The sequence below is a fragment of the Paenibacillus chondroitinus NBRC 15376 genome, from assembly GCF_004000765.1.
Classification (GTDB): Bacteria; Bacillota; Bacilli; order Paenibacillales; family NBRC-103111; genus Paenibacillus_E; species Paenibacillus_E chondroitinus.
In genome coordinates, this window is the sequence record NZ_BILW01000044.1 from 38,386 (window position 1) to 51,425 (window position 13,040).

The window sequence follows — 13,040 nt, forward strand, 5'->3', positions numbered from 1 at the left end:
TTTTGCATCCCAATTGGCTATTCGGTTATATGTTTATTTATTTTTTTGCAATCTGGGACAGCTATCGCTGCTCCATTGAAGCGAATAAGCACTACGAACTGGCTATGCTGGAAAACGGACGAATCCCCGTACATCTCATGCGTTCAACCGGCATCCAATTTCTTGAGAAGAAGAGACCTCTTATCGCCGCTTACTGCTCATTTCTTTTTCCGGGTCTTGGACAGCTTTACAATAAGCACATTTGGCTTGGCTTTTACGGCATTTTCTGGTGGTGGATTTATCTCACATTTTCTCATTTCTATGAAGCGCTTATGGCTCTCATCCTGGGTCATAACCGTATGGTTGTCAGCATTCTGAACCCCCAATGGCTTATGTTCATGCCTTCCGTTCTAGGAGGTGCCATGTACCATTCTTATACCAGCTCGATTGAACAAAATCGGCTTTTCCGCATCACCCAGCGTCAGCATTTAACCGATTATTATGAGAAAGCCAGGATCGCATCGATGAATGGAACCGAGACGAACTCCCCTTTGTGGATGATTGGCACATTTGAGCATTGTACGGAGTTGGAGCAAGCTTTAAGCATGTTGGAGCACAGCGGTATTCATCCAGCCCGCATTCGACCCATCCTCATGGACGCTCATGCAGATAAATCATTATCTATTGTTGATCAACGCTTTGATCGTACAGCTAAATCCGTTGAAATCGGCTTTGCCAGCGCAATAGCTTTCAGTGTCTTTGGGATTAGCCTAGGCTTCATCTTGGAATGGGGTCCTATCATTTGGGGACTTATCTACGGTTTTGGCGGCTTTTTGCTCGGGTTCGGCATCGGACTCCTTATCAAATCCAAACATTCCCTCCCTCATCAAAAACATAAGCTTCCGGAAGTGACGGTGCTGGTTCAGTATCAAAATGAGGAGGAAGCTGCGCTCATTCATGAAACGTTCTGGCGTTATAAAGCTATCACCGTGGGTAGAATCGATCGCCAGCACGCTAATCCTGCACTATAAACGGCTGAACAACACGTTGGAACGCTTCAGCCGTTTCAGCTAGACGGATAATCCACGTCCAATTTCTATATACAGGATCCATTCTCTTCCCCGGCTCAAAACTCCTCCAGAATCCGACCTACTTCTTTTCTGCTAATTTAACTTCAAACTCCGACTCTTGCGGCAATATCCTTGCGAATTATTTAAGTATGGGATGATGCCGTCAAATTTTTTTGGGCGTTTTGCGAACTTTTTGGAACCTGCAAACGTCTAATTTAGAGAGGTGAGAGAATGGAGACGACCGGTGTCCATGTATTTGAGTATTTAAAGTACGTATCTGAAACGACAGATCAAAAAGTCATTCTTCGCAATTTGATGGAGACCTATGGAAATGATGTTTGGAATTACGCTTTCAGCATTTGCCGCAACTCAGACTTAGCTGATGATATTGCCCAAGATGCCTTCCTAAAAGTTTATCGCAATCTTACTACATTCCGCGGCGAAGCTTCGGTTAAGACCTGGCTTCTTACGATTACACGCAATACGACTTATGATTATTTACGCAAAGCCTTCTGGCGCAAAGTGACCCTTGTTGGCTTCATTCAATCTACAGGTACATCGAGTTCCGCAGAAACAGAAGCCATGGAGAAATTGTATGCCAGCGACATTTGGAAAAAAGTTATTTCCCTTCCACCGAAATATAGGGAAATTCTGATTTTGCATGCCCACTATCAGCTCTCAACGAAAGAAATGGCGTCTATCCTTAACATATCGGAGGGAACCGTTAAATCACGGCTTCATCACGCCAGACTCAAGGTGGTCAAATTGAAGGAGCGTGAGGCTCTTGAAGAATCCTGATCCGGATGATTTACGCAAACAATTGGAATCAGGACCGCTTGAGCGCCCCGGCTTTACTTCCAAGCTTCAGCGCGAGATTGAAGAAGCGGTTGAACGCAAAGAACGAACGAAGCCAAGGATCAAGCCTGTGCTTTGCTTCGCCGGTGTCGGTGCAATCGTGGCCGCGATCTTGCTTTTCCCTTGGAACACGCTACATACCCAAAGTGATGCCGCACCTGTGGCAGATACAGCAATCACAGCAACAACAGCGTCCTTAAACCTCTCTCCTACGCCGATTACTACGGCTCTGCTGATTGGCTTAAGGACCGAGCATGAACCTGCCAACGAGCCTGGACGCGCGCTGAAACCCATGCGCTATAGTACCTATCGCACGATGCTGATCGCGCCTGTTCGCGGACAACTGCAGAAGACGTCCGAAGGCTCGGGGATTCTTATGCCTTATAAGCAAAACTTCTGGAAAATTGACTCGCTGGTTCATCGAACGAAAACGGATGAGTTCCACTACTTATCCGCCCATTTGGCGGATCAGCCTGTGAAACCGGAAGCTTTCCCGGATGATGAAAGCGAACAGCTCAATCGGACAGAAACCCTCCTATTTGCGGGGAATCAATATGTGTCTATTGCCGAGGCGGAACAGACAGTGCGAGGCGGTGCGCCCTATCAAGCAGATCGCATCTGGGTCCGTACCCTGCCGCAATTAAAAGAAGGCCACACCGTACAGTTCTACAACAAGCCGGTGGACAAGAATCATGTGTCTATCGCTGATGTCTACGGCACGAACACGAATATCAGCGGCGTGCTTGGCAGTATATCCAGCAGTTTACGCGGCGAGGTATCCGGCGAAAGCTGGACAGTTCAGCGCGAACCAGGGCACTGGGTTGGCAAGGTCGCTGAAACGCCGCGTGTTACAACCACGGCGGCAGTACCCGACAGCTATGCGCTGCATGACTTCCCGCGAGAGCTGCCCGATAAAGTCGTCAACCACGACGATCTGTGCTGCAACTGGAAAGGCATTCAGTCCTCCTGGCCGCAAGCAACCGATGCTTTAACTTCGCCGATGAACGATATGCTCGTTATTTTCGAGAACGGCAAGCTCAAGTTCTATCCCTACGGCCAGGCTCCTGGCAGTGATCCACAGCTTGTGCTGAATCTGCTCCCCGGTGAGCAGCTTGTCATGGCGCAGTGGGCCACAGATCATTATGTCGAGGAATGGATTGATAAGGTTGGCCGGTATTTAGCGCCAGAGACGGATAAACGCGTGCCGTCGATTGAATAAATATAGGAAGGATCTGTTCTCCAATTGTTGGAGATGGATCCTTTTTTTCATTGTCATTTGCTTCATGTCCTGAATACAATGTTACAGCTGAATGCCTAAGCCTAAAGAGCTTAAGACGAAAGGATGACGATAAAGAACAATGAAAAGATCATATAAGCTCACCGAAATCGCCGGCAAAATTGGAAAAACACGTGCATCTGTGGTCGAATGGTCCAATCACTTTCGCGAATTTCTTCCGATCGTAGCTGTTGACGGGTCACTCAGATACACGGAAGAGGCCATCGAAATGTTTCGAGCCATCGCCAGGATGAAAGACGCCAATAAGCCACTTAAGTTCATCAAAGAACAGTTACAGGAAATGCGTGATAAGGAAGCTCTTTCACTGTCTAAAGAAATACAAACTACGCCGACTGGAACTCCGGCTCCTTCAGCTTCTCCTACGGCTCCTGCTACTTCCGGCTCCAATTTGCCCCCGCTGGCTGTTAACAAATCAAATGCGCAGTTCAGTAGTGATACGATCGAATTACGTAATTCGGTACAGCTCCTCAAGCAAAAGATAGAATCGAACAAAACGCCAGAGAAGTTAAAGGACTACACAGATAACTTGAATCAAAAAGCCAGTATAGCGTCAGTTACAGCTGGCAGAGCTTCATCACCTGCTTTGGATCCCTCCAACTTTCAGTTCGATCTTTTAACACATAAATTCACAGAGCTAAGCGCCATGGTCCACTCTCTCATGCAGAAGGTCATAAAAACACCGGAACAAACAAGTAAGGAAGAAAGCTTGGTAACCACCGTTGAGGCATTGGATACGCGATATCATAGTGTTTCGGATGAAATTGCGGACCTGCGTAATGAAATCCAGCGTCTCGCACAAGCGCAAGAACTAGCGCTAGAACAAGCACAAGTTCAAGCACAAGTTCAAGCACAAGTTCAAGCACAACCTGAAATTTCGGAGACCGACCTCAAAAATGAGATACTGTCCGCTGCCACAGAGTTGCTGAGACCACAAGTTGAGGGTGTTTCGGAGGAAGTACAAATGCTGGGCAACCGATGTGACGCCCTTACGGAGGAAGTAACGGAACTGAGCAGCGTCAATCAAATTCTCGTTAACAAGATAGCTGAGCTCATTGAACAGGACATCCGCAGTGAAATCGCTACAACCATTGAATTGTTACACAGACAATTTGAAGGTGCTTCTCTGAAAGTGAAAGGACTTCAGAACGTCATCCAGGCTATTCAACAGCAGATCCAAGAAGCTTCTGAACAAGACGTCAAAGGTGAACTCCTCATTGCCACGAAGGAGCTGCTGAACCAGCAGTATGAAGGCGTTACCGGGGAAATCAAAGAGCTGAAAGAAGAACTGAATAAAAAATACGATGATATGTTTCAAAAAATGACAGCACAGCAACGACTACTTGATAAGATTGCCGAATTCTTAGGCTATCCGGTTATCAATTGATCGTCATGGATTGCATAAATAATAGGCCTTCACGCAGCAGCGGGCTCTATTATTTATGCATTTTGCTGTTTCATGCGGTCAGCTAACCTGTGACGTCTTCTTCCCATGGTTCGAGCTCATGAGAACATCAATCAACGTCTGCGCATAGTGGGGGTCCCACTGCGTCCCCTTGCCCTCCGCGAGAATGGCCACCGCCTTCTCGACCGCCATCCCCTTCCGGTAAGGACGATCGGAAGTCATGGCATCGAACGCATCGGCTACCGCGATGATGCGCCCAAATTCCGGGATCTCCTGGCCTTTCAGGCCGTCCGGATATCCCTTCCCGTCATAGCGCTCATGATGTGAGCGCACGCCCGGAAGCAAAGGCGCCATCGCCTCCGCCGGCTCAATTTGTTTCAGGATCGATTCTCCCAGCACCGGATGCAGCTTGATTTTCTCAAACTCCTCATCCGTCAATCGGCCTTCCTTCAGCAATACATTGTCGCGAACGCCAATCTTCCCTATATCATGCAGCAGCGCTGTTTTTTTCAACAGATCGAGTTCCTGTTCACTTAAAGCCACAGCTTTTCCAATCAGAAGAGAATACTGAGCAACGCGTGTGGAGTGCCCTGCCGTATAAGCATCTCTAGCATCAAGGGCAGCAGCTAATGTGGAATAATAACTCTGCAGCAGCTGATTATTCATGCTCTCGCGTGCTTCAAGCCCTTTGACCATATGATTAAAACCTGCAACCAATTTTGAAAATTCATCGGAATATAAATCCGAAGCCCTAACTTGCAAGTCCCCGGACTGCACTTCTTTCATGGCCTGGTACAAGTCTCCGATAGGCTGTTGAATATCTCTGGCCAGCATCCGCGCCCCAAGAGAGGAAAACCCCACGCCAAGCAGCAGAATGATACCTGCCCACTTCCAATAATCCACCGTAAAATCCGAAGGCTGAGAAAGAAGACGAATTTGCGTGGCTAAGCTGAAAAGAAACAACGGCATCGTTCCAATCAGGAACGCGCTTAGCTGGAATTTGCGTTGAATAGAAACAATCACACGCCCATCCAAAGAGACGTCCTCCCCATAAAGGCGCCGGCCTACCTCGCGGATATGGATAAGAACGGGCCGGATCGCCCGGGCTGTCGTGAAAAATTCAAGCAAAGCATGCATGCTCGCCACAAGCACAGCACCTATTCCGGCAAGCCCAATGTAATAAGCCGGAAGTGAAAGCCAACCCATCGCAATCCCGATGGACGCCATCGTCATGGCTGGAAGGGACAGGCCAAGAAAATGAGGACCCATAATGCGTTTCACGGAGAGCGCTGGAAAACGGTGAGTTTGCAAATAAGCGTCCCGAATGGATGCCAAGTCCGGAGCCTCGTGCTCCAGCAGGGCCCGAATGGGCTGCATGTGCCGGCGAAACACCCACAGCTCCGCCAACAGCATGACGCCCAGGGAAATGGTCATAATGAAGAAAATACGCACCATTTCTGCATTCGAAATGGACAAGGTCGTTGAAATAATGACCCCGCCCACCACCACAACAGCAATACCCGAACCTATGATATAGTTACGAATCAAATCTCGCAGAAACCTTTGGTAAATAACCATGACGGATGCCTCATTTCACACTAAACTTAGTCCTTATTGTATAGCAATTCGCCCTTTTACGCTTACAAAAAAATGCCCTCAGCCCTAGGGGCCAAGGACAATCGCATCGATTCATTCCGTTTCCTTATTCACATTAGGGACATTAGGGACATTGTCCTTGCCAAGAAAGGCGCGCGCAAGCTCCGTAACACTCTGGCCTGTTAATGTCTGCGTAATTTCAGGCACTTGGGCGATCATTTTGACGATATCGCCTGTCACCTTGTTCACGCCAGATGTCGCACCGTCTTGTGAGATCACCGTGATTTTGTCCACGTTGCTCAGTGGCGCCGCAATCTTCTCCGCTAACTCCGGCAGAATGCGAAGAATTTCCACCGTCACCGCTGCCTGCGTGTACTGCTTGTAGGCTTCTGCTTTCTTCTCCAGCGCCTCCGCTTCAGCAAGTCCCGCCAAGCGAACGACTTCCGCATTCGCTTTCCCTTTGGCCAGCTCCGCCTCGGCCGTCGCTTCACCGCGCTTTCTCGTCGACTCGGCATCAGCCTCAGCTTCGAGAATTTGCCGCTGTTTGTTCACTTCAGCGCGCATAATCGCAGCCTGCTTCTCCGCTTCGGCAGGCTTAATGACCGACGCCTCGAGTTCCTTTTGCTTCAGCTCCACTTCAATCTGCCGTACGGTCTTGTTCGCTTCAGCTTCCATCTGCCTGATTCTCACCTGCTCCGTCACGAGCGACTGCTGAATCTGCTTCTGCTTCAGCTCATACGCCAAGTCCGCTTCCGCCTGCCGGCTCGTCGTTTCCTGCTTAAACTCCGCTTCCCGCATGCTTAGTTCCTTGCGGTACTGCGCTTCTTTGGCCGATGCGACCGTTTCGGCTTCGACCTTCAGCTGGTGCGCCTCTGCTTTGCGAATCGCCGATTCTTTTTCCGTATCCGCTTGTCGAATCTGGATGTCCCGTTCGACCTCGGCTCTGGCAATGCTGGCGCTTTTGCGGATGCGCTCCACTTCCGGTACTCCAAGGTTCTCAATGTAACCTTGATCATCCGCTACACGCTTGAGGACGAAGGAGATCAGGCTCAGCCCCATTTTATCCAAATCCTCCGAGCACGTTTCCCTCATCTTGCTGTTCAACTCATCCGGATTCTTAAGGATAGCTTCTACCGTTAATTGTCCAACCAACCCGCGCAGATGCCCCTCAACGGAATGAAGAATCATCATTTCACGCTCCAGCAGCGTGTGGTCCAGAAACTGCTCGGAGGCCGTGGCGATGGCGATGGGGTCGCTTTGAATTTTGATCTGGGCAACCGCCTCGATCTTAAGCCGTATCCCCTGTTGCGAGAACATGGGCTGATCCGGCTTGACGTCGAAGCTCATGAGCATCATGGAAATGGTTTTGTAGCTCTGAAAACCCGGAATGACGAACGTTCCTCCGCCCTGCACGACGCGTTTGCCCCCCAAACCGAACACGATCATCGCCTCATTCGGCGGAACTTTCTTATAGGCTCTAACAATAGTAGTAAGTAAAATGAAAACAACAAGTACAATCGCAACAACCGTATACAAAATCGTTAACGTCATCAAATAACCTCCCGGAAGTTAGTAGTACCTTCAAGCTCAGTCACTAAATTGACTTACTGTAGCGACGCCTTTGTCCATGTGAAGAATGACCACCCTTGCTCCTTTGGGTATCGATTCTCCAAGCTCGGATCGCACGCTGATGGACCGCTTGGTCCCCTGCATTACAATCACCATCTCGCCGATCCCCTTCCCGTTAATGGGCACAATCAGCTTCCCTAACTGTCCATTGAGTTCAAAATCGCTTTCCCTCATGCTGTCATCATGCTTATAGATGACTTTGGCATAGAAAAGGAAGAACAGCCAACCCACAAAAAGCCCGGCGCCAATAGCAATGAGCAGGATGAATAAACTGCTGGTCATTCCTACCTCACTCAGCATATACCCCATGCCGCCGAATACCGTTAAGCTCGCTAAAAGGGAAGACAAGTTGAAAAAGGACGGTCCCCCATGGCCATGGGCTCCTCCGGTATCTCCGTGGACTTCAAAGAAGTCGCCTCCAAAAAATGTAACAAGAACCGTTAACACAAGGCCTACAAAAAAACATACCGCAAACAAAGTCATCATAGACGTCACCTCCTTGTGGCCTCCTTCAGGAAGCATAGTCCGTCTAATAAATATATACGAAATTGGTAATAAAAGGTTGCGGTCAAAAAATAATCCGTTTTCATGCGAATCCTTCTTTGGTGCATCGCGTATAATCATTGGACGTCTTTTTGTTATTTCTATTAAAACTAAGGAGTAGATTAGCACATGTACAAAAAGAAAATGACTTGGTGGGTATCCGCCGCCATGGTGTTGCTGCTGCTTGCGCTGACAGGCTGCCAAGCTGTACAAGGCTTAGACCTTGCTGAGGCGATTAAAAACAGTGCAACCGTGAAGTCCTCCGAATCCAAAGGCACTTTGCAGATTGAGTTCGTCCCCGGCGACACCTCCAAGCTGACAGCTGACGAACAGAAATCGCTCAGCGCTTTACAACAAGTAAAAGTTGAGCTTACGAACGTGAAAACACAGAACGCACAGATGACATCTGCAGAAGGTACCATTACATACGGGAAGGGCTCCATCCCCTTTAAGCTCGCTACAGAAGGCACGAAAATTATTCTAAGTATCGAAGGCGCGAAAAAGCCGATTGTTTATGACGTCTTAGGCGGTTCGGATGCAACGCTCACCAAAATGCTGCCAACCGTCATTCAGGAACAATTCGGAAACAAACTGGCCGAGATTAAATCTTCGGTTATTGGGCTTATTTTAGCGAATACGGCAAATCCTTCGAATATTTCGGTCACATCGGTTACGGACAAAGTTAACGGTGCCGACCTTTCCCTCCAGCAAGCACATATTGAACTGAACGGCACTGAGCTAGCCACCCTGCTCCAGAAACTGTTCAGCAATATCTTGGCGGACGAAGCTGGTTTAAAAGACCTGCTGAGCCAATTCTACGATGCTCTGTCACCTGTAATTGAAGAACAAGTCAAGGCCGGTTCCGCAGACTTCGCCCTGACGATTTTGAGCAACAAACAATTAGCAATCGGGCTTGTGTATGAGCCTATCCGTGATTTTCTGGAGAAAACGGCTGCTTCTTTCGAAGAAGCCATGTCTGGGAATGCCGGGCAGGGTCTAATGCCCATAAAAGGCCTGTTTGACGCTAAATCCACGCTGCAGGCTGATCTATATATCGATGCCGATAAATTCATTCGTAAGCAAACACTTGCGGCCAACATCCCGCTTCCGGATAAAGGCACTGGCGTTGCAGGGCTTAAAATCTCCTTCGCAAGTGAAACTTGGAATATGGATAAGCCGGTCACAGCCGAGACCATTGATGTCTCCGGCGGTGCCGTGCAAGTTGGTAAGGACGCTTCCTCCATTTATCGCGTGCTGGATAACTTGGATAAACAGTCTACTTTCTACAAAATGCTTCGCGAAGATATAAAAGTAACGAAGAAGGAAGTTAACTTACAGCTGGCGGATGGCAATGCTGTCTCAACGAGCGATACACCGCTGCCATTCATTAATGCAGATAACAAAACCATGGTGCCGGTGCGTTTTATCTCCGAAAAACTTGGCGCTGAGGTTGGCTGGAACGGCGGCTTGCAGGAAGTTACTATTAAAGACTTGTTAAGCGGTAAAACAATTGTGCTGAAACTCGATAGTAAGATGGCTACTGTTGACGGTGTTTCCATTGAGTTGGAAAGTGCTGCAACGCTCCATAATGGATCTACCTTCGTGCCGATTCGTTTCATTGCAGAGTCGCTTGGCGGTAAAGTATCTTTTGACGATGAGACTCGTGTCGTGACAATTAAACGCGATTAGTCTCTTGGAAAAAACGCATAGGCAAATGCACCTTTTTCGGGCGGTTGAATAGTCTGTAGTGAACCTAGGCAATAAGCCTACCGTTGCGCACAGCCGCACGAAAAAGGAGCGAAAGCTATGTATATGAATCCGTCGCAACACCCCGGTCATCAAGGATCGCAAGTTCTTTATCAAGCAGAACCAGACTGGCAGCATCAAATGATGCACAAGCGAAACGCAATTATGGGAGCTGTTCACCCCCATGTCGGTCGTACGATTCGCGTCACAACCATAGACGGGCATACGTATGAAGGCGTCCTGGTGAATGTGGATGGACACCACGCTTATCTCCATGTTACGCCTCATGCTCAGCCTTACGATCACCATAGACCCATTTATACGCCAGCCCAGTTTCAAATTTTGACGTTAGTCCTGTTCGAGCTGCTAGTCATTTTATTGCTTGCTTAAGAGGAAAGTTCGCCCTCACTTGGTCCATCTTGGCCTTGAGGTGCGGGCTTTTTTTAGTTCTCTTACTATTGAATAAAACGTTCAAACGATGCTTGACAGTCCTTCGCAAGCATCTCCTCATCTTCTCCAACAAGCCTGCCGTTCTCGACGACGACTTTCCCAGCCACGATCGTGTAATCCACTGGCCGCTTAAGGCCGACTGTTGCCAGCCAGGATTTGGGGTCTGTCTGAGTCCCTACAGCGTCAATTTGATCTACACGAATCATGAACAAATCCGCCTCCTTCCCGACCTCAAGCGAGCCGATATCGGATCTGCCTAAGATTCCAGCGCCGCCCTTGGTGGCGATTTTCAATAAATCATAACCGCTGGGCGCCTGGGCGCTGGATTGCAGTCTGTGCAGTAAATACGCTATCCTGAGCTCCTCAAGCAGGTTCGATCCGTCATTGGATGCACTGCCATCCACCGCCAAGCCTACGGGAATTCCCATGCTTAGCATTTCCGGCACTCTTGCGATACCGGACGAAAGCTTCATGTTGGAAATCGGGCAATGGGCGACGCCGGTTTTGGTTTGCGCGAGCAGCCTCATTTCCTCGTCGTTAAAATGAATGCCATGAGCGTACCACACGTCGGGTCCTAACCAGTCCAGGCTTTCCATATAAGCCAGCGGTCTCATCCTGAACCTTTCCAGCGTATAGGCTTCTTCATTCTTGGTCTCTGCGAGGTGTGTGTGAAGCCGTACGCCCTTGGCTCTGGCCAGCGCCGCCGACTCCCGCATCAGATCTGCGGATACGCTGAACGGCGAGCATGGCGCCAGCACCACCTGACGCATCGAGCCTGCGCCGGCATCGTGATAACGATCAATCAGCCGCTCGCTGTCAGCAAGGATCGTATCCAGGTCCTGCACGACGCTCATAGGAGGCAATCCTCCTTGATCTTTGCCAAGCGTCATGGACCCTCTGGAGGCCACGAAGCGAATGCCTAAGCGCTCGGCCGCTTCGAACTGTTTATCGATGAAATGAGCGCTATTTTGCTGCGGGAACACATAATGATGGTCGAAAACGGTGGTACACCCGTTTTTCATAAGGTCGGCAATGCCCGTTAGGGAGCTGTGATACACGGCATCCGGCGTGATCCCCTTCCAAATTTCGTATAGATAGCGGAGCCAGTCGAATAACTCCAGCTTCTGCACCTGCGGCAAGTTACGCGTAAACGTTTGATACAGATGGTGATGCACGTTAACCAGACCTGGGTATACAAACATTTGCGAGGCATCAATGACCCTGTCCGCTTCATACATGTCCTTCCCCATCTTCGAAATCCGATTCCCTTCGATCAGGATATTCGCCCGTTCCAGCACACGATCCCCGTCATCCACCGTAACAATAGCCTGCGCATTGCGAATTAATAATGAACTCATCCTTCATTCCTCCTCAACGTAAATAAGGAACAAAAAATCCTAACCAACAAACACAATATATAAGCATATATTGTGTTCGTAGTTAGGATTTAGGTTCCCAGTAGAGCCCCCGAACCAAATTATCGAGGTTATACGAACTATGAAATTGTGATTTGAAGCTATATTTAACCTCAGTATAGGCAACTTTTGGCAGCTCGTCAATTGGTCCGAAATGAATTTTTCATGAAATTGGAATAAGCTCCCTTCTAATTGGATATATTATCAAAGCTGCGTTAACAAGCTGTCAGGTTCTGATGATCCAAGAGCAACACGCAGGAACAAATTATTGGAGGTTTATGTCTACATGGAAACAGGTACGGTAAAATGGTTTAATGCAGAAAAAGGATTTGGTTTTATCGAAATGGAAGGCGGCAATGATGTGTTCGTTCACTTCAGCGCTATTACGGGGGAAGGTTTCAAAAGCTTGGATGAAGGCCAACGCGTACAATTTGAAGTTGTTCAAGGTAACCGCGGACCGCAAGCTGAAAATGTAGTCAAGCTGTAGTCCTTACCACATATTGCTATACACTGCTTGCGAGTCTGAGGCTGAGTCTATAATGACAAGGAGGAGTTCACATGTACTTTTCAAAGAAATCGATGGAACCTGTGCCCGAAGAGCAAACGAACATTTGGACCTGCAGCACGGAACAGTGCTCATGTTGGATGAGAGATAACTTTTCATTCGACGAAAGTCCGGAATGTCCGATTTGTCATTCTGCCATGGTCAAGGATTCAAAGATGCTCCCAACCTTATCGAACACAAGCAGCAGGCGATAATTAGTAATACAGCCTACGGTAGTACCCGAAGCCCTTATTGTCTCCGAAAATGGAGGCAATAAGGGCTTTGCTATTCATAGTGCTATGAACAAAATAAGGTTGAGCTTTCACTCAACCCAAACATATAAATCTTTTGAAAAGGGCCTATTTCAATGAAATGGTGCCCTGTAGCTCCCCTCAGGGAAGAACCGCTGGAGCGATAACAGCGACTGTGACAGCTATGTTGTATTTTGCGCAGCCATTTGGACGTAAAGGGGCCCCACTTCGCCTCTATATTGCACTTCATACAACGATTGTTG

12 protein-coding genes and 1 riboswitch are annotated in these 13,040 nt (G+C 48.5%); of the genes, 8 read left to right on the forward strand and 4 right to left on the reverse strand.

Annotated features, from left to right (window positions below; genetic code table 11):
• Window positions 1–2 precede the first annotated feature (2 nt).
• The 4 genes from PCH02S_RS36150 to PCH02S_RS29925 all read left to right on the forward strand — a co-directional run bounded on the left by PCH02S_RS36150 (window position 3) and on the right by PCH02S_RS29925 (window position 4,585).
• Window positions 3–1,010: a hypothetical protein gene (locus PCH02S_RS36150; protein WP_174806840.1), complete on the forward strand. Its 1,008-nt coding sequence runs from the start codon at window positions 3–5 to the stop codon at window positions 1,008–1,010.
• A gap of 270 nt (window positions 1,011–1,280) precedes the next feature.
• Window positions 1,281–1,847, forward strand: coding sequence for an RNA polymerase sigma factor (locus PCH02S_RS29915; protein ID WP_127457751.1), 567 nt, complete (start codon window positions 1,281–1,283; stop codon window positions 1,845–1,847).
• Complete coding sequence (locus PCH02S_RS29920; RefSeq protein WP_127457752.1) at window positions 1,834–3,123, forward strand: hypothetical protein; 1,290 nt, start codon at window positions 1,834–1,836, stop codon at window positions 3,121–3,123. The genes PCH02S_RS29915 and PCH02S_RS29920 overlap by 14 nt, the downstream gene beginning before the upstream one ends.
• A gap of 139 nt (window positions 3,124–3,262) precedes the next feature.
• A complete protein-coding gene (locus tag PCH02S_RS29925) occupies window positions 3,263–4,585 on the forward strand; it encodes a MerR family transcriptional regulator (RefSeq protein WP_127457753.1) in 1,323 nt (440 codons plus the stop codon).
• 78 nt (window positions 4,586–4,663) lie between these two features.
• Here the strand turns inward: PCH02S_RS29925 and PCH02S_RS29930 are convergent, their stop codons facing one another.
• The 3 genes from PCH02S_RS29930 to PCH02S_RS29940 all read right to left on the reverse strand — a co-directional run bounded on the left by PCH02S_RS29930 (window position 4,664) and on the right by PCH02S_RS29940 (window position 8,314).
• A complete protein-coding gene (locus PCH02S_RS29930) occupies window positions 4,664–6,181 on the reverse strand; it encodes an HD domain-containing phosphohydrolase (RefSeq protein ID WP_127457754.1) in 1,518 nt (505 codons plus the stop codon).
• Window positions 6,182–6,292: 111 nt separating this feature from the next.
• On the reverse strand, window positions 6,293–7,750 hold the full coding sequence (locus PCH02S_RS29935; RefSeq protein ID WP_127457755.1) for a flotillin family protein: 1,458 nt from the start codon (window positions 7,748–7,750) through the stop codon (window positions 6,293–6,295).
• 36 nt (window positions 7,751–7,786) lie between these two features.
• Window positions 7,787–8,314: an NfeD family protein gene (locus PCH02S_RS29940; RefSeq protein ID WP_127457756.1), complete on the reverse strand. Its 528-nt coding sequence runs from the start codon at window positions 8,312–8,314 to the stop codon at window positions 7,787–7,789.
• A 186-nt stretch (window positions 8,315–8,500) separates the two neighbouring features.
• Between PCH02S_RS29940 and PCH02S_RS29945 the strand changes: the two genes are divergently transcribed.
• Complete coding sequence (locus PCH02S_RS29945) at window positions 8,501–10,060, forward strand: copper amine oxidase N-terminal domain-containing protein (RefSeq protein WP_127457757.1); 1,560 nt, start codon at window positions 8,501–8,503, stop codon at window positions 10,058–10,060.
• Window positions 10,061–10,177: 117 nt separating this feature from the next.
• Entirely contained in the window at window positions 10,178–10,507 is a 330-nt protein-coding gene (locus tag PCH02S_RS29950; protein WP_127457758.1) for an LSm family protein, read from the forward strand.
• A 65-nt stretch (window positions 10,508–10,572) separates the two neighbouring features.
• Here PCH02S_RS29950 and PCH02S_RS29955 read toward each other — a convergent pair whose 3' ends face one another.
• Entirely contained in the window at window positions 10,573–11,925 is a 1,353-nt protein-coding gene (locus tag PCH02S_RS29955; RefSeq protein ID WP_127457759.1) for an 8-oxoguanine deaminase, read from the reverse strand.
• A 59-nt stretch (window positions 11,926–11,984) separates the two neighbouring features.
• A riboswitch (purine riboswitch) is annotated at window positions 11,985–12,081 on the reverse strand.
• Window positions 12,082–12,268: 187 nt separating this feature from the next.
• Between PCH02S_RS29955 and PCH02S_RS29960 the strand changes: the two genes are divergently transcribed.
• On the forward strand, window positions 12,269–12,469 hold the full coding sequence (locus PCH02S_RS29960) for a cold-shock protein (protein WP_028555458.1): 201 nt from the start codon (window positions 12,269–12,271) through the stop codon (window positions 12,467–12,469).
• A gap of 71 nt (window positions 12,470–12,540) precedes the next feature.
• Window positions 12,541–12,741 carry a cold-shock protein gene (locus tag PCH02S_RS29965; protein ID WP_127457760.1) on the forward strand — a complete coding sequence of 67 codons (201 nt, stop codon included), beginning with the start codon at window positions 12,541–12,543 and terminating at the stop codon, window positions 12,739–12,741.
• Window positions 12,742–13,040 lie beyond the last annotated feature (299 nt).

Excerpts from the sequence above, each read along its gene's own strand:
- PCH02S_RS29940 (WP_127457756.1), bottom strand. The coding sequence starts at position 8,314 with ATGATGACTTTGTTTGCGGTATGTTTTTTTGTAGGCCTTGTGTTAACG.
- PCH02S_RS29960 (WP_028555458.1), top strand. The coding sequence starts at position 12,269 with ATGGAAACAGGTACGGTAAAATGGTTTAATGCAGAAAAAGGATTTGGT.
- PCH02S_RS29950 (WP_127457758.1), top strand. The coding sequence starts at position 10,178 with ATGTATATGAATCCGTCGCAACACCCCGGTCATCAAGGATCGCAAGTT.
- PCH02S_RS29930 (WP_127457754.1), bottom strand. The coding sequence starts at position 6,181 with ATGGTTATTTACCAAAGGTTTCTGCGAGATTTGATTCGTAACTATATC.
- PCH02S_RS29965 (WP_127457760.1), top strand. The coding sequence starts at position 12,541 with ATGTACTTTTCAAAGAAATCGATGGAACCTGTGCCCGAAGAGCAAACG.
- PCH02S_RS29925 (WP_127457753.1), top strand. The coding sequence starts at position 3,263 with ATGAAAAGATCATATAAGCTCACCGAAATCGCCGGCAAAATTGGAAAA.
- PCH02S_RS29945 (WP_127457757.1), top strand. The coding sequence starts at position 8,501 with ATGTACAAAAAGAAAATGACTTGGTGGGTATCCGCCGCCATGGTGTTG.
- PCH02S_RS29955 (WP_127457759.1), bottom strand. The coding sequence starts at position 11,925 with ATGAGTTCATTATTAATTCGCAATGCGCAGGCTATTGTTACGGTGGAT.
- PCH02S_RS29935 (WP_127457755.1), bottom strand. The coding sequence starts at position 7,750 with ATGACGTTAACGATTTTGTATACGGTTGTTGCGATTGTACTTGTTGTT.
- PCH02S_RS29915 (WP_127457751.1), top strand. The coding sequence starts at position 1,281 with ATGGAGACGACCGGTGTCCATGTATTTGAGTATTTAAAGTACGTATCT.